General features: G+C 38.7%; 17 protein-coding genes, 2 tRNA genes and 2 other annotated features. Of the genes, 5 read left to right on the top strand and 14 right to left on the bottom strand.

Translation table 11 applies throughout. The annotated features are described in order from the left end of the window. The first annotated feature begins 153 nt into the window (after positions 1–153). On the top strand, positions 154–747 hold the full coding sequence (locus COD92_RS28645) for a YhcN/YlaJ family sporulation lipoprotein (protein WP_098529334.1): 594 nt from the start codon (positions 154–156) through the stop codon (positions 745–747). A gap of 93 nt (positions 748–840) precedes the next feature. On the opposite strand, the gene COD92_RS28650 is transcribed toward COD92_RS28645, so the two are convergent. Then, positions 841–1,044: a DUF6501 family protein gene (locus COD92_RS28650; RefSeq protein ID WP_098529336.1), complete on the bottom strand. Its 204-nt coding sequence runs from the start codon at positions 1,042–1,044 to the stop codon at positions 841–843. A 282-nt stretch (positions 1,045–1,326) separates the two neighbouring features. Here COD92_RS28650 and sda point away from each other — a divergent pair, with 282 nt between their 5' ends. Beyond that, positions 1,327–1,446, top strand: a complete 120-nt coding sequence (gene sda, locus COD92_RS28655) for a sporulation histidine kinase inhibitor Sda (RefSeq protein WP_374110530.1) — start codon at positions 1,327–1,329, stop codon at positions 1,444–1,446. Positions 1,447–1,500: 54 nt separating this feature from the next. On the opposite strand, the gene COD92_RS28660 is transcribed toward sda, so the two are convergent. From COD92_RS28660 to trpE, 11 genes are all read right to left on the bottom strand, one after another. After that, a complete protein-coding gene (locus tag COD92_RS28660; protein ID WP_098529340.1) occupies positions 1,501–2,901 on the bottom strand; it encodes a HAMP domain-containing sensor histidine kinase in 1,401 nt (466 codons plus the stop codon). Continuing rightward, positions 2,898–3,578 carry a response regulator transcription factor gene (locus tag COD92_RS28665; protein ID WP_098529342.1) on the bottom strand — a complete coding sequence of 227 codons (681 nt, stop codon included), beginning with the start codon at positions 3,576–3,578 and terminating at the stop codon, positions 2,898–2,900. The genes COD92_RS28660 and COD92_RS28665 overlap by 4 nt, the downstream gene beginning before the upstream one ends. Before the next feature lie 28 nt (positions 3,579–3,606). Next, positions 3,607–3,735: a hypothetical protein gene (locus COD92_RS33115; protein ID WP_255286612.1), complete on the bottom strand. Its 129-nt coding sequence runs from the start codon at positions 3,733–3,735 to the stop codon at positions 3,607–3,609. A 191-nt stretch (positions 3,736–3,926) separates the two neighbouring features. After that, the gene (mnmH, locus tag COD92_RS28670; protein WP_098529344.1) at positions 3,927–5,003 is read right to left on the bottom strand and encodes a tRNA 2-selenouridine(34) synthase MnmH; all 1,077 of its coding nucleotides are present in this window, start codon (positions 5,001–5,003) and stop codon (positions 3,927–3,929) included. Positions 5,004–5,230: 227 nt separating this feature from the next. Then, the gene (gene trpA / locus COD92_RS28675; RefSeq protein WP_098529346.1) at positions 5,231–6,013 is read right to left on the bottom strand and encodes a tryptophan synthase subunit alpha; all 783 of its coding nucleotides are present in this window, start codon (positions 6,011–6,013) and stop codon (positions 5,231–5,233) included. Between the two features lies 1 nt (position 6,014). After that, entirely contained in the window at positions 6,015–7,214 is a 1,200-nt protein-coding gene (trpB, locus tag COD92_RS28680; protein WP_098529348.1) for a tryptophan synthase subunit beta, read from the bottom strand. A gap of 1 nt (position 7,215) precedes the next feature. Beyond that, complete coding sequence (locus COD92_RS28685) at positions 7,216–7,836, bottom strand: phosphoribosylanthranilate isomerase (RefSeq protein ID WP_098529459.1); 621 nt, start codon at positions 7,834–7,836, stop codon at positions 7,216–7,218. 2 nt (positions 7,837–7,838) lie between these two features. After that, entirely contained in the window at positions 7,839–8,630 is a 792-nt protein-coding gene (gene trpC, locus COD92_RS28690; protein WP_098529350.1) for an indole-3-glycerol phosphate synthase TrpC, read from the bottom strand. Next, positions 8,631–9,656: an anthranilate phosphoribosyltransferase gene (gene trpD / locus COD92_RS28695; RefSeq protein ID WP_098529351.1), complete on the bottom strand. Its 1,026-nt coding sequence runs from the start codon at positions 9,654–9,656 to the stop codon at positions 8,631–8,633. Continuing rightward, complete coding sequence (locus tag COD92_RS28700) at positions 9,628–10,239, bottom strand: anthranilate synthase component II (RefSeq protein WP_098529353.1); 612 nt, start codon at positions 10,237–10,239, stop codon at positions 9,628–9,630. Before COD92_RS28700 ends, trpD begins: the two co-directional genes overlap by 29 nt. After that, on the bottom strand, positions 10,236–11,624 hold the full coding sequence (gene trpE / locus COD92_RS28705; RefSeq protein ID WP_098529355.1) for an anthranilate synthase component I: 1,389 nt from the start codon (positions 11,622–11,624) through the stop codon (positions 10,236–10,238). Before trpE ends, COD92_RS28700 begins: the two co-directional genes overlap by 4 nt. A gap of 61 nt (positions 11,625–11,685) precedes the next feature. Next, positions 11,686–11,935: a binding site (T-box leader), on the bottom strand. Between the two features lie 35 nt (positions 11,936–11,970). Continuing rightward, positions 11,971–12,217, bottom strand: a binding site (T-box leader). Positions 12,218–12,472: 255 nt separating this feature from the next. On the opposite strand from trpE, the gene bcbE reads away from it, so the two are divergent. From bcbE to COD92_RS28720, 3 genes are all read left to right on the top strand, one after another. Next, positions 12,473–13,750: a bacillibactin exporter BcbE gene (gene bcbE / locus COD92_RS28710; protein ID WP_098529357.1), complete on the top strand. Its 1,278-nt coding sequence runs from the start codon at positions 12,473–12,475 to the stop codon at positions 13,748–13,750. Between the two features lie 103 nt (positions 13,751–13,853). Further along, positions 13,854–13,927, top strand: a tRNA-Gly gene (locus COD92_RS28715). A gap of 3 nt (positions 13,928–13,930) precedes the next feature. Next, positions 13,931–14,022 (top strand) — tRNA-Ser (locus tag COD92_RS28720). Positions 14,023–14,146: 124 nt separating this feature from the next. Here the strand turns inward: COD92_RS28720 and COD92_RS28725 are convergent. Together COD92_RS28725 and COD92_RS28730 are read right to left on the bottom strand one after the other, a co-directional pair. Beyond that, positions 14,147–15,046 carry a hypothetical protein gene (locus tag COD92_RS28725; protein WP_098529359.1) on the bottom strand — a complete coding sequence of 300 codons (900 nt, stop codon included), beginning with the start codon at positions 15,044–15,046 and terminating at the stop codon, positions 14,147–14,149. A 24-nt stretch (positions 15,047–15,070) separates the two neighbouring features. Next, on the bottom strand, positions 15,071–15,658 hold the full coding sequence (locus COD92_RS28730) for a DMSO/selenate family reductase complex B subunit (protein WP_098529360.1): 588 nt from the start codon (positions 15,656–15,658) through the stop codon (positions 15,071–15,073).

A 15,658-nucleotide genomic window follows, 5' to 3' on the forward strand; every position in this document is an offset into this window, starting at 1 on the left:
GAACAAAAAAAGAAGCATTGGTTCAATGCTTCTTTTTTTGTTCATAAATGGGATCGCTTTCTGGAAGGCTTTTAAGTTAACCGAATAGGATAATTTGTTCTAAAATAGGAAAACTATCTGTATGGTAACTCGTAGAAGGAGTGCATACATATAATGAAAAAACGATTGTTTGTTCTTGTATCTCTCATCATTTGTTTGTATATTTCTGGCTGCTCAAAGAATAATGTAGACGATGATGTTTCAAATCAGAAGCTTGGCCTAAATAAAACAGAACCAACAAGAGAAAATTATAATACACCAAATCATGGTGGTCCAGCCATCACGAGCGTTGATACCAGTGACCCGGAAATAGACCGGCAACAAAATCAAAACAACAGACGCCCGACGAACACTCAATTTCATTACAACTCATCAAAAATCATTGTTGCGAATCGAGCAGCAGATAAGGTTGCGGATTTATCTGAAATTGACCATGCAAATATCATTGTTACCGATAATAATGCTTATGTAGCTGTTCAATTAAGTAATTCAAATGGCAATCAGATGACAGCATCTCTCAGAGGTAAAATTACAAAAGCAGTAAAATCGGTTGATGGCAATATCGACAATGTTTATATATCGAAAAATCCGCAATTCTATAAACGAATGGCGAGATATACAAGAAATATTAGAAATGGGCAAACCTCTTCCGATTTCATCGATGAGTTTTCCGATACCATTCGCAGAGTTTTCCCTGATGCCCGTTAATGATTATAAGATGCAGCTGCCTGGTTTCGGTTCAGGCAGCTATTTTGTTTTGAATTTAAAAAGACCGGAGGCTTTTACCTCACAGTCTTCATGTTATGCATCTTGAAAATATTCCTTGTAAAACCCGCCTACTTTTCCAGTATTATCAATAATGTAATAAAACTCTTCTGTTTCGTTTTTTACATCATAAATTTTCCCTGTTGTTAATGCATTATGAACGAGATATTTCTTAGCATCTGTATGCACGCATTTTACTTTTTTATTGGTTTCGCGATTTTTCCATGATAAATGAATCAATGCTGCCACCGTCCTTTCAGTCTTTGTCCAAGTACTAGTATAATCAATTGCAGTGCTGCTGTGCAACCATATCATTATTTGCTGAAAGTAACACAATTTTAATGAATAACGACTTCCTTCGCTTTTGCCAGCTGCTTCTTCAATATTTTAAAAACTTAGCCATAATTTGTGAACCTTTTTTTACAATCAGTAAATAAGTGTTCTCAAACTATGGCTAAACTATTACAATAGTAAAAACTGAATATACAATCCATTGAGGAGGGCATTCTAAAATTGAAAATTATGAGTAACGAGCAGTTGGTTGTTTCGTATCGGGATGCATTAAAGTCTGGTGAAAAGGAATGGATTAAACTTTTAAAAGATGAAATAAAGCGCAGGGGATTAAGAGCCCTAAAAAACTAAGCCGGAGAAACTGATCATAATAAAACCGCTGAACTTTTCCAGCGGTTTTTAATTTTATATTGAGCACGGCAAAGCCATTTTTACTGTTGTTCCGACTCCTTCCTGACTCTCAATTGAGATAGTTCCATTATACTTTTTGATTAGACGCTGGGCAATTGACAGTCCAAGTCCCGTTCCTCCATTTTCTCGGCTTCGAGCTTGATCGACCCGATAAAAGCGATTAAATACTTTCGCTAAATCTTCGCTCCCTATGCCAATTCCACTGTCAACTACAGAAATGATCATTTCCTCGCCTTCTAGCTTTGCTGTAATCCAAATTTCCTTATTATTGCTTGAGTATTGAATGGCATTATCTAATAAGATGATCATGATCTGCTCCATATGTTGTCTTGAAATTGGGATTTTTGGTAATCTCTGACCCACTTCTAAAAAAAGATTGTAATCCGGATGGATGATTTCCAAATTTTTCACCAATTGATGAAGCGTTTCTGTAATATCGGTTTTTTCCTCATTTATTAATCTAGGATGCTCTGCTCTTGTAATATGTAACAAGTCATTGATTAATTTTTTTAATCTTGTTACTTCTTGGAGTGAAGCTTCAAGAGATTCATCTAGAATAGCAGAATCCTTTTTCCCCCATCTGTTCAATAAGGAAAGATGTCCCTCCAATATCGACACAGGTGTTCTGAGTTCATGAGAGGCATCTTCGACAAATTGCTTTTGAAGGAGGAATGACTTCTCAATTTCATCCATCATTTCATTAAAAACATTGGTCAGGGCTGTTAATTCGTCTTTTTGTTTATAGCCATTCATCCTTTCTTGAAAGCCGGTTTCCTTAATCTGCTTCATCGCTTTAGCCAAGTCCCTTACAGGTTTTAAAAGCTGCTTTGCAAGTAAATATCCGCTGATCGCACTAAAGATAATTGCAGCAACCCCAAATATGGTCATAACCCAAAAGAGGTACCCCATCATTCTTCTGTAGTTATTTAATTGACGGACAATTTCTACAGTCCCTGTAAAGTCATCCCCCTTTAACGGGGCTCTTGAAACAAATGCTTCATCTCCTTCGATTGAAACCCTTTGGGTGACCTTTTTTCTTGTAGGAGCAGCCTCTAAAACTGGGAAGTCACCATTTTTATCCGAAACAAGAACACGGCCATCTTTGTCATACACTCTAATTAATTGGTCTTTATCATTCATTTTCCTTAAAAATGTTTGGCTATTTTTAATCTCTCCTCGATTAGGCTTGTTTGATTTTGCATTGTAAAATGTTGTGATATCACTCATTGTTCGATTGATGGCAATTTCTTCACGATTCATCATCCATTTTGAAACGATATGATATTCTAAGAAACTAAATAAAAAGAAAGTCAAAAAAATAGCTGTTGAGCAGCTTAACACCAGTTTAGCCTGCCAGCGGAGACGGTTAAAATGACTGCTGATTTTCTTTATCATCGCATAACATATCCTATACCACGAACAGTGTGAATATAACGGCCTTCATCATTTGAGTCATCTATTTTGTTTCTTAAATAACGAACATATACATCCACCACATTTGTTTCAACGCCTGTACTATAGCCCCAAACCTTATTAAGGAGTACTTCTCTTGTTAATACGATATTTATATTGCTCATGAAGGTAATTAATAAATCGTACTCCCTTTTTGTAAGACTAATCACCGTTTCTCCCTTTTTAACCACGCAGGATTCTAGCTCAACAATCAGATCCTTAAATACAAGGGTCGTGACCTCATTAGATTGCAGGGCTTCAACCCTTCTAAATAATGACCTTAATCTTGCTAATAACTCTTCAATCGCAAATGGTTTTACAATATAGTCATCTGCCCCGCTATCAAGTCCAGAAACCCGATCAAGTACACTATCCCTGGCTGTTATCATAATAATGGGAATCGTTTTATTAGTTTGCCTAATTCTTCGGCATACCTCCATCCCATTTAATTCAGGGAGCAGTAAATCAAGTAAAATGGCATCCCAACTTTCTGTAATAGCTAATTGTAAGCCAATGCGCCCGTCAGTGGCAACGGTTGTTTCATAGCCCTCATGCTGCATTTCTAGCTCAATAAATCTGGCTAAGCTCTTTTCATCTTCAATAATTAGTAATTTGGACATACTCCCACACTCACATTACGTTTTTCTATTATTTTAACTGATGTTTATCTCGAATAAAATCGAAGACTGCATGAATAATTTCAATTGATTGGTACGAAACGAGAGAAAGTGCAGTAAACGAAAAGAAGCCAACAATAATTAATCGGAACCAGAACATATTGTATTCCTCCTTTTTGAACTGTTTTTCAGTACCTTAAGATTTGATTATGATTGAAGATACGTTATTTAGAGGATTGTTATCATCTTACCTGTTATTCCGAAAACTGCAATGAGAAGAAGATTAGAATTCCCTTAGAAAAATAATGAAGCACACGACTGTATAGGCGTGTGCTTCATTATTTTTGTTACTTATACGCGGCTATTTGTTTCTAGAAAGGGAGGTATGGATAACTCTTTAAGTTTTATAGCGATCTGCTCGGCAGCATCAATAGGATTTTCAGCAAATATATCTATAAACTCACCCAAATAATCTTGTCTTGCATGATCGTAACGCGGATCATAATAGTGTTCAAGTAAAATTAAAATCATGTCTCGATAATTTTTTTCTTGGAGTGTTTCAATTAATCTTTTCCTGATCTCGGTATCCTTCACCCGTTTTAAAACCTTTTCGATTCCTAACGATATCTTTTCGTCATACCAAGGTTCCTGCTCATAAGGCAGTACATATTCAGAAACAAGAAGCTTTACCCGTTGTTCAAGTGGTGAATGAATATAAAAATTTAAGCCTTTAAATTTAACATCCATTAATTTTTCAGGTTGAACAGCTTTACCGATTCGCTTACTTTCTGCCTCAACAAGAAAATAATTGCTCCCGTAGATTTCGTTAAGTCCCTTGAATAACAGTGAATCAAATGTCTTTTGATTGTGCCCTTCTCCAAGTCCAATTGTGCCAAATATGGAGCCGCGATGACCAGCCATTTCTTCCAAATCAAGTACAGGATAACCCTTTTTCTTTAGAATTTTTAGAACCTCTGTTTTTCCTACTCCTGTCATCCCATGGAGCACAACGGTTTTTTCCGGTATCATCGTCGGTATTTGTTCAAGGATATGATGACGATAGGCTTTATACCCTCCTACCAAGCGCCATGCATAAATGCCGGCAAACTCTAAGAAGGTTACAACAGCTTTACTACGCATACCTCCACGCCAGCAATGGATTACTAACTCCCCATCCGTTTGGAATGATTTAATTGTATTTAAAAGGACAGGAATCTTTGGAGAAACAAATTCCATCGCCTGCCACTTGGCCGCCGCTTGCCCTTCATGCTTATAAATCGTACCAATAACTTGACGTTCTTCATCCGTGAATAATGGTATGTTGACGGCGCCAGGAATTGCCCCATCTGCAAACTCAATCGGTGAACGTATATCAATGATGACTGGATCCTTCAGGGTTAATAATTCTTCAACAGTTATTTCCTTCATCTATATTACGCCCCTTTAAAAAACGAACAAAAACTTCCACTACTGGAAGTTTCAAAAGAACAAATGCATCATAAAAAAGTTTTTTCTTCTTATGATTATATATCTATTATAAAGAAGTTTACCCCTGCTATCAAGAAATTGAAAAATCATGTCAAGATTTAACACTTCACAATCAGCTGAATGATAAAAAGGGTCCATTCTGAAAACAGAGTAGACCCTTTCGTTTATCATACGTTTGATTTCTGTTTACTAACAGACATTAAATCTTCCATTTCACTAAGAAGATTTTGTTCAAATAGGTCTACTATTTTACTGCCTACTATAACGCCATCACTATATTTGGATATTTCTTGAATTTGCTCTTTACTTGAAATACCGAACCCTGCCATAACGGGGATCTTACTCACTTCTTTAACAGACTTTAAAAAGTTGGTTAGTTCGGCATCATACTCATTTCTTACCCCGGTGATTCCTTTAACAGTTACCGTATATAGAAAACCTTTTCCCTTACTTGAAATTGTCTTAATTCTTTCGAGTGGTGTTGTCAGGGTCACTAGCCGGATTAATTCCACTTCGGCTGCTTCAAGTTTCGGCACAATAATCTCTTCCTCTTCAATTGGCAGGTCAGGAATGATGCAGCCATCCACCCCGGCATTCCGAATGTCGAGGACAAACTCAGCTATCCCGTAAGAATAAATTGGATTTAAATAAGTCATAAGTATAATTGGGATTGATACTACCTTTCTAGCCTTTTCAATTTCTTGAATAATCCCTCTTAAGGTGGTGCCATTAGCAAGAGCCCTTAGGCCAGCCCGTTGAATCGTCGGCCCGTCTGCTACAGGATCAGAAAAGGGAACCCCAACTTCGACCGCAGTAGCCCCGAACTTCTCAAGTAAAGCAAGTCTGTCAACCAGCGTTTCTAAACCTCCATCACCTGCCATTATGTAGGGAACAAAGGCTTTCTTTTGATTTTCTCTTAATGCCGCAAATGTTTTTTCAATTCGATTCATGTTAGTTCCTCCCCTCAAGTCTTGCTTTTACTGCATCTACATCCTTATCTCCACGACCGGATAAACAAACGACAATATTTTCATTTTCTTTCATTTCAGCAGCAAGCTTAATAGCGTAGGCAACCGCATGAGAACTCTCTAGCGCAGGAATAATTCCTTCAAGTTTTGATAAAAGTTGGAAAGCATCAAGTGCCTCTTGATCGGTAATGGAAACATAATTAGCCCGGCCGCTATCTTTTAAGTAGCTGTGTTCAGGACCTACTCCAGGATAATCAAGTCCTGCTGAAATGGAATGGGCCTCTTGAATTTGACCATCTTCATTTTGCAATAGATACATTAATGAACCATGGAGAACCCCTGGTTTCCCTTTTGTTAAGGACGCAGCATGGAACTCAGTTTCCACACCCTGCCCTGCAGCTTCGACCCCATATAAACGAACTTCCTTATCCTCAATAAATGGATAAAACATTCCGATTGCATTACTACCTCCTCCGATACAAGCAACAACAGCTTCAGGCAGGCGGCCTTCGCGCGCAAGAAATTGTTCTCTCGTCTCCTTGCCGATGACACTTTGAAAATCTCTCACCATCATTGGAAATGGATGTGGCCCCATAGCTGAACCCAGTAAATAGTGTGTATCATCCACATTAGTCACCCAATACCTTAATGCTTCATTGACAGCATCCTTAAGAGTGGCACTGCCTGATGAGACGCCCACAACCTTGGCACCGAGTAATTCCATCCGGAAGACATTTAACGCCTGTCGTTTTATATCTTCCTCACCCATAAAAATGATACAATCGAGATTTAATAATGCACATACCGTTGCTGTTGCGACACCATGCTGACCTGCTCCTGTTTCAGCAACGATTCGTCTTTTTCCCATACGGACAGCAAGCAATGCTTGACCAATAGCGTTATTTATTTTATGGGCACCCGTATGGTTCAAATCTTCTCTTTTCAGGTAAATATTTGCCCCGCCCGCATGTTTGGACAAGTTTTCCGCAAAATATAATGGTGTCTCTCTACCAACATACTCACTAGCTAATCTAGCAATCTCAGCATGAAAAGCAGGATCCTTTTTTGCCTCTTCATAAGCTTCATTTAATTCAATTACCGCCTTCATCAGTGTCTCCGGTACAAATCTTCCTCCAAATATTCCGAAATGGCCTTTTTCATTCGGCAATGTATAGGTGCTCATTTTATTTTCCTCCAATTGGTATAGTTTTCACCTTTTCAATAAATGCTTTTATTTTCACAAGATCTTTTACTCCATTTGTTTCAACCCCAGAGCTCACATCGACCATATAAGGGTTAATGATCTGTACGGCCTCAGTGACATTTTCAAGATGTAATCCCCCGGCAAGAATGACTTTTTTTTCTTTCAAACATAAAGTGTTAACTTGACTCCAATCAAACGATGTTCCATTTCCGCCCCGATATTTTCCTTTTGGCCCATCGAGCAAAATATAATCGGCTGGGAATTGACCAATCTCCTCTAAGGCTTCATTATCCTCAAAACTCATCGCTTTTACTACCGCTAGCGGAAGCGATTGAGAAAAGGAAGCAGACTCATCACCATGAAGTTGAACATGGGTTAAGCCAACTAGAGACGCAATCCTTTCAATCTCTTCTTTCGTTTCATTAACAAAAACACCAATTTTCATGACATTTGCTGGTAAGCTAGAAACGATTTCTTGTGCTTTATCTGATGTTACCTTCCTCTTACTTTCTGCAAATACTAAACCAATGGCATCTGCGCCATACTCAACAGCTTTAAGTGCGGTCTGGCTATCCATGAGTCCACAGATTTTTACCTTAATGTTCATTTATTAACACCCTCTTGAAGTGGAAGACGGAGATTAGAGAAGGATTTCTCAATATCCTGGCTGACCATTAAGGCCTCGCCTACTAAAATTCCATTTGCACCCGCATTTCGAACCCTGTCAGCATCCTGCTCCGTATGGATTCCACTTTCACTTATTAAATAAGCTCCAGACTTTTTTACAATCGTGGCTAATTGTTCGGTTACTTCTAGTGAAACTTTGAATGTCTTTAAGTCACGATTATTGACACCAATTAACTTTGCTCCTGTTTTAAGCGCTTTTTCCAGTTCTACTTGGTTGTGGACCTCTACCAGCACTTCTAAGCCTTTTGCTTTCGCGTATTGAAAGAGCGAATGTAACCTGCTCTCATCTAGCGCGGCAACAATTAGCAATATGATGTTAGCCCCATTGGCAGCTGCAACATCAATCTGTAGAGGGCTGATGATAAAATCCTTACATAAAATCGGCAGGTTAACTGCTTCACGAACTAACTTCAAGTCGGCGAAAGAGCCTTTAAAAAAGGTAGAATCCGTTAATACTGAAATGGCAGACGCTCCTGATTTCTCATAAATTGCGGCCTGTACTTCTGGTTCCACTCCATTATTGATTAAACCCTTTGATGGGGATGCTCGTTTATATTCGGCAATGATGGAAAGTTCCTCTGCTGTTTGCAGTTTTTCTAAAAAGGATCTTTTTGGATAAGCTGTTTCCTGAATGATTTCCGTCCTTTCTTGAAGCAGCTGGACCTCCTTTTTCTTCTGTTCAATGATCCGGTCAAGAATGGTTTCCATTTAAATCGCCTCTTTCTGGCCTAATTTAGATTTTTCGATAAGAGTTGTCAGTTTTGCATATGCCGCACCTGAATCGATTATTTCCTTGGCTACATCAATACCTTCAATAATAGAACTGGCTTTTCCAGCTGTATAAATGCCGATTCCGGCATTTAATAATACTGTATCACGAGGGGCACCTTTTTCCCCTTTTAGTACTTTTAATAAGATTTCCCCATTTTCTTTCGAATCCCCGCCCTTTATCTGGCTGTTATCGTATTGCGGGAGATTAACGTCTTCAGGTGTAAATATATGACTAGTGATTTTTCCATCCTCCAAAAGGGTATAATGATTTTCTCCCTGAAGAGAAGCTTCATCCATAAATCCAGCACCATTTATGACAACCGCCCTTTTACGTCCCAGCTTTTTGAGTACTTCTGCAAAAACATTTAATAAATCCCTGCGATTAACTCCTAACAATTGATAATCGAGTTCAATCGGATTTGTTAATGGGCCAATATAATTAAAGACCGTGGGAATTTTCAATTCTTTCCGGACTGTCATCACTTTCTTTAATTTTGGATGAACATGTGGAGCGAATAAAAAGGCGATCCCGATTTCATGAAGTATTTCTTCCGTCCTTTCAGAGGGTAAATTTAGATTAACTCCCAGATACTCAAGGACATCTGCACTTCCTGTTTTACTTGAGATGCTTCTATTGCCGTGCTTAGCGACTGGAATTCCGGCACCAGCTATAACAAAGGCTGAAGTTGTACTAACATTAAAGCTTGATGAACCGTCTCCGCCAGTCCCACAGTTATCCAGAACATTCGGAAATTTCTGGTTAAAGCGAAGGGTATTGCCCTTCATAGCCCGAACAATTCCAGCGATTTCGTCAACTGTTTCACCCTTAGACTTTAACCCCATTAAAAAGGCGGCAATTTCAGATTCAGAAACTTCTTCTCCTAAGATTAAATCAACTGCTTCTTGCATTTGCTCTTCAGAAAAGGATCGCTGCTCAGCTAATTGGAGTAGATAGTTTTTCATTTTCCCTCATCCCTTCTATTTCGATTAAAAAGTTTTTTAACATTTGTTTTCCATCCGGAGTTCCGATTGATTCCGGATGAAATTGCAGCCCATAAACCGGATATTCCTTATGTTTTATTGCCATAATTTCATGATCATCGTCGGAATGAGCAATGCACTCCAACTCCGCTGAAAGATTACTTTCTTCTAATGTCAACGAATGATAACGCATTACCTCTAATGGAGTACTTAAGTTTGCAAATACTTCATTGCCTTGATGAGTGATGAAGGAAGTTTTCCCATGCTTAATGTAATGAGCCCTCCTCACTTCACTCCCAAAGGCTGCGCCAATTGCTTGATGGCCAAGACATATACCTAGTAAAGGAATGGTCTTATGGAAAGTTTGAATTAATTCTATACAAATACCCGCATCCTCAGGCCGGCCAGGCCCTGGTGATAAAATAATCGCTTTCGGGTTCAAATCTTGAATTTGTTCCATACTCAGCTGATTATTCCGGTAAACAACAACCTCTTCACCCAGCTCCCCTAGGTATTGATAAAGATTAAAGGTAAACGAATCAAAATTATCAATTAATAAAATCATTTTTCACCCTCCAAAAAGGATCTCAACTTGTTTAGTGTTTCCTCATATTCAGACTCTGGATTTGAATCGTGAACAATACCTGCACCTGCTTGGATAATTGCTTCACCGTCTTTGATGATCATGGTACGAATCGCCAAAGCGAAATCCATATTCCCGTTTACAGACACATAGCCAACTGCCCCTGAATAAAGACCGCGCTTTGATTTTTCTAACGTATTAATAATTTCCATTGCCCTAACTTTTGGGGCACCAGAAACCGTCCCTGCTGGCAGACAGGCAGCCAAGGCATCTAATGCCGTTTTTTCCGGATGGAGCTTTCCGCTGACCTCTGATACTAAGTGGATAACATGACGGAATTTTTCTACCGACATATATTTCTCAATTTGAACCGTGCCAAATTCACAAACTTTGCCTAGATCGTTTCTTCCAAGGTCCACAAGCATTCGATGTTCAGCTAGCTCTTTTTCATCGTTAACTAATTCCTGCCCAATCCGTTCATCCTCTTCAGCAGTTGTTCCTCTTCGCTTTGTACCGGCAATCGGGTTTGAGATTACTGTATTGCCACTTGTTTTAATTAAGCTTTCTGGCGACGAACCAATGACGGTATATTCATCAAAGTCGATATAAAACATATACGGTGTTGGATTGGTGCTTCGATGCTTCCGATAAAGTGATAAGGGTGTACCTTGAAACGATGATTTCATACGTCTTGAGAGGACTACTTGAAAAATATCGCCTGCAAGGATATGCTCTTTTGCGATTTCAACACTTTTAATAAACGTTTCTTTTGTTGTATCCGATTCAAAACCGCTAAAAGTATAAGGTTCCTCTTCGTAATAATAATTTGGCTTTTTTAATTCTTCTATCCTTTGCATTACTCGTTTTTCGATTATCGCTGTACTACTTTTTTCTGATAATGGAAGTCCGCAAATTTTTACTTTTTCTTGCAGATGATCAAAAACTATCACCTCTTCAAAAAACATAAGATGCACATCAGGCATTTCCAAGCCATTTGGATATTCCTCACCAATTACTTCAAACTCTCTAATAATGTCGTAGCCAACATACCCCACTGCGCCTCCTATAAAAGGAAAATCACATTCGTCAAATATCCCGTCAGGTAATAGCTTCTTTATAACTTCTAAAGGGTTTCCTTTCAATATACGCTTTGCACCATCACGATAAATAATTTCATTTATTTCGCCTCTAGAAATGAGTTCAAAGGCGGGGTCTGCACCAATAAATGAGTACCTCCCCGAGTCATTGTATTTATGAGAGCTTTCCAATAAGAATTTCTTTGTTCCGCTTATCTTTTGTAAGATCGAGATGGGCGTTAATGTATCTCCTTTGATTTCCTGTATTAAACATCGATTTATTGTCTTCATGTCACAACCCCTTTTCGAAAATAAAAAAATCGTCCTCTATACGCGCAAATAGATTGCGCATATAGAGGACGATTCTAAGACCGTGGTGCCACCTCCCTTTGGAACAGATCAAGTTCTGCTCCCTCATTCAGATACAGAACATATTCTGTCCGATATCCTATCCTTTTAACGGGGGAAACCGGGCGTCCCTACTAAGGTTCAAGACACCTCTCACAAGTCCATTCCACAAATTCATTCATATCGGGCTCACACCTCCCCCGACTCTCTGGAAAGAATTAATTTTGTGTACTACTCTTGCTCAACGAGTTAATTATTTTATTTAAAAATACAAAAGGGCCCTCCATCCAAAAAGGACGGAAGACCCGTGGTGCCACCTTCATTAGCTAAAATTAGCTCACTCAACCGATATCGAAGCAAAAAAGCTTGAATATCTGTCTCTTGTAACGATGAGATCTTCGCCAAAGCCTACTGCCTATAAGGGTTCGGTTTGGAGGCTCGGAAGTCCATTCGCTTAAACGTCTACACTGATTTGCACCAACCATCAGCTCTCTTAAGAATCCGTAAAAGTTACTACTCTTCGTCAACACCTATATGATTTACTTTATTGATTATTATCCTATCCAACTTCACCAATAATGTCAAGAGATTATTTTTCAAAAATTCAAAATCAAATATTTTCTTTTGGGATTTTTATTCCTATTTCACTGTTTAAATTATCCACTTCCAATTAAAGGATACCTTAAACTTGTGTTTTTTCAAATGTATTAGCCAATATTAACATTAGCAAGCAAACATGTCTCTTCGGCGTGGTATGTTAGAGCATAAAATGAAGGCGGGATAGAAGATTCATGGAACATATTGAACGATTAAGCCAAAAACAAAAGGCAACAAAGAAAAAACACTCGGCAGCTGACCAAAAAAAGCAAGGTGAAATTGCCAAACAAAAGTGGGCAATCGTCTCACTGTCTTCCATTCCTTTAGTGATGACTTTGGGAAATTCAATGTTGATTCCTGTATTACCTTCTATGGAAAAAGAATTATCAATCTCCTCCTTTCAAACCAGCATGATTATAACGGTTTATTCAATTGTAGCCATCTTTTTAATTCCAGTTGCCGGATACATATCCGACCATATCGGCAGAAAAAAGGTGATTATCCCCAGTCTGCTTATTGCGGGAATTGGCGGACTTATATCTGGATGGGCTGCCTGGAAGTTAACGGATGCCTATTGGCTCATTTTAGTGGGACGTGCCTTTCAAGGAGTGGGAGCTGCAGGGGCAATGCCTATCGTCCTTCCCTTAGTTGGTGATATGTTTAAAAGTGAGGATGATGTTAGCAGCTGTTTAGGACTAATCGAAACATCTAATACGTTTGGAAAGGTTTTAAGTCCGATATTAGGATCCTTTCTTGCCGGATTTATCTGGTTTTTACCATTTTTTTCATTTCCAGTATTTTGCGCTATTTCAGTTATACTCATGATTTTTCTTGTCAAATGTCCCAAGAATGAAGAAGAACCAATTCCATTTAAACAATTTTTTATAAATGTGAAAAAGACCTTTACTGAAAAAGGACGTTGGCTATATGCCATCTTTTTTATTGGCGGGATTCTTATGCTCGTCTTGTTTGGAATCTTGTTTTACCTTTCAGAAACCTTTGAGAAAGAATATGGAATTAAAGATCTAAAAAAGGGGTTCTTTTTATCATTACCACTTGGTGCACTATGTTTAGCATCTTTTATCAGCGGAAAGATCATTAAGAAAAATAAAGTATTAATGAAATGGATGACCTTGATCAGTATTATCCTTGCTGCAATTTCAATTGCTGCACTTTGGTTTTCGATTAAGCTTTGGTATATGCTAACTATGTTTTTGATAACCGGGGTAGGGATTGGGTTAAGTCTTCCATGTTTAGATGCATTGATCACGGAAGGCATCGAGAAAAAGGAACGCGGGACCATTTCCTCCATTTACAGTTCGATGAGGTTTATTGGAGTTGCTGCAGGCCCTCCTTTGATTGCAGTCCTAATGAAATATGCTAGCCATTGGATTTTTATTGTTTTAAGCAGCCTTAGTGTTATAGCCGCAGTCATCACTATGTTCGCGATAAAACCAAAAGCAGAAGCTTAGCGAAGTGCTGAGGAATACCTCGGCACTTTTTGTTTTTCGAAGCAAATTCTTCGACAAAAAATGCTCCAACTATGCTATAATATAAGTGTTCTTTTTGGACAATGCGGGTGTGGTTTAATGGTAGAATTTCAGCTTCCCAAGCTGACGGCGGGGGTTCGATTCCCCTCACCCGCTCCATTCGGAGAAGTACCCAAGTGGTTATAAGGGGGCGCACTCGAAATGCGTTAGGACGGGTAACCGTTGCGTGAGTTCGAATCTCATCTTCTCCTCCATACATACAGTTCAAAGTTCAAACACTTCTTATCGAGTGTTTTTTTATTTTTTCTAACTGTAAAAAAAGAGGCCTCTTAATGGCACGTACCTCTAAGGAGAAAGAACCTCTTTTTTTCGTTGGTCTTAAGGATTTAACCATTCAGGATTCCGATCGTGACAAATCGGGCAGCTGTCTATTTCCTGATGGAATGTTGAGAAGGGTTTCCCGCAAATTTCACATTCTTTAGTCATAAACGGGTATTGTTGAATTTGTTTCTTGGTTATTTTCTGGTTAACATGTAAGGCATCTTCCGTGCATATATCCGTACAATCGAAACAGTTTACGCACTTTTCATTGGCTACCCGCAAAAAACCTGCCTCTAAGGAAAATACTTTTTGAGTACAGAAGGAAAAACAGAGTTGACAAAATGTACATTGGCCAAGATCTAATTCCACTTGATAGAATTGATAGTCAGGATAATAGCGGGATAGATTCCATTCATTTGCTTCCAATTTCCAAACTGCTGGTGCCATGGTTTTTGCAAATTGTTTACCCTCTTTTTGTAAGGAAGTTAAAAATGCTCTCCTCGACATTCCCTTCTCTTTTCGGTTTTCTAGTATCCTGATTGGACTTTCTTCAAATAACTGTAAGATTTTGTTGGCTTGATAAAGAACATTTATCCAATTTTGATTAAGAGGGGTTGAACCTGACTTAATAGCGGTCAACCCTCTTTGTTTGTAAATGAGTAATTCCTTTACAGTTGGAATATAAGACTCTTTATAGACAAGACTACCCTTATCAAATTTCCTTGTTTCTAAGACACCTTCGATTGCAGAAAGCGGACAGGCAATTATACAATCAACGCATGAATTACATTTCTCAAGATCGATTTCAATGGATGTCGAAGTAATGATAAGGGCTCCATAGCGACAAGCATCTGCACAAGTCCTACAAGTAGAGCGGAGATGTTTCTTCCTGGAACAATTATTGGTTACTTTGGCATATCCATGCATGCTTTCAAGCCAATTAACAAGCAGCGACATATGATCACCCGCCTCAAGTTTTTGTTAATTACTGGACAGCCTTGCATCCCTATGCGGATTAATGACAAGGTTTGGCTGTGTTAATGTGTCACTAGGCATCCCTTTAATTTGGCTTACCGTGCCATACTTTTTTCGCAGCTCTTCAATGGGGCCAAATTCAATTGCCCGCATCGGACATGCAGCGACACACACGGGTTCTTCGCCTTTTTCCTGCAAATCTACACAAAAATCACATTTATTCGATTTAAATACCTTTTTATTGTATTGAGGAGCCCCATAAGGACAAGCCTTAATGCATAATTGCGCACCTTGACATACATCTTGGGTAATTGTAACGACACCGTTTTGTTTATTCTTTACAATCGCTCCGGTCGGGCAGCTTGGAATACAGGCTGCGTTCTTGCAATGATTACATGAAATGGAAAAATAATAAGCTTTTATATTATGAACAATTCCCCTCGACGGCTGTTCCACAAAGGTTCCTTCTTCATACGGGTATACCCTGCGAAAATTGATGCCAACATCAAGGTTGTTTTTATCTTTACAGGCCACAGTACATGCCTTACAACCTATACAAAGACTTTGATTTATATAAAATCCTAACTGTGCCAA

The organism is Bacillus sp. AFS037270 (assembly GCF_002585305.1).

Coding starts and splice junctions, on each gene's coding strand:
- COD92_RS33115 (WP_255286612.1), bottom strand. CDS start 3,735: ATGTTCTGGTTCCGATTAATTATTGTTGGCTTCTTTTCGTTTACTGCA.
- trpB (WP_098529348.1), bottom strand. CDS start 7,214: ATGAGCACCTATACATTGCCGAATGAAAAAGGCCATTTCGGAATATTT.
- COD92_RS28665 (WP_098529342.1), bottom strand. CDS start 3,578: ATGTCCAAATTACTAATTATTGAAGATGAAAAGAGCTTAGCCAGATTT.
- bcbE (WP_098529357.1), top strand. CDS start 12,473: ATGGAACATATTGAACGATTAAGCCAAAAACAAAAGGCAACAAAGAAA.
- COD92_RS28645 (WP_098529334.1), top strand. CDS start 154: ATGAAAAAACGATTGTTTGTTCTTGTATCTCTCATCATTTGTTTGTAT.
- sda (WP_374110530.1), top strand. CDS start 1,327: ATGAGTAACGAGCAGTTGGTTGTTTCGTATCGGGATGCATTAAAGTCT.
- trpC (WP_098529350.1), bottom strand. CDS start 8,630: ATGGAAACCATTCTTGACCGGATCATTGAACAGAAGAAAAAGGAGGTC.
- COD92_RS28660 (WP_098529340.1), bottom strand. CDS start 2,901: ATGATAAAGAAAATCAGCAGTCATTTTAACCGTCTCCGCTGGCAGGCT.
- trpA (WP_098529346.1), bottom strand. CDS start 6,013: ATGAATCGAATTGAAAAAACATTTGCGGCATTAAGAGAAAATCAAAAG.
- trpD (WP_098529351.1), bottom strand. CDS start 9,656: ATGAAAAACTATCTACTCCAATTAGCTGAGCAGCGATCCTTTTCTGAA.
- trpE (WP_098529355.1), bottom strand. CDS start 11,624: ATGAAGACAATAAATCGATGTTTAATACAGGAAATCAAAGGAGATACA.
- COD92_RS28700 (WP_098529353.1), bottom strand. CDS start 10,239: ATGATTTTATTAATTGATAATTTTGATTCGTTTACCTTTAATCTTTAT.
- mnmH (WP_098529344.1), bottom strand. CDS start 5,003: ATGAAGGAAATAACTGTTGAAGAATTATTAACCCTGAAGGATCCAGTC.
- COD92_RS28725 (WP_098529359.1), bottom strand. CDS start 15,046: ATGTCGCTGCTTGTTAATTGGCTTGAAAGCATGCATGGATATGCCAAA.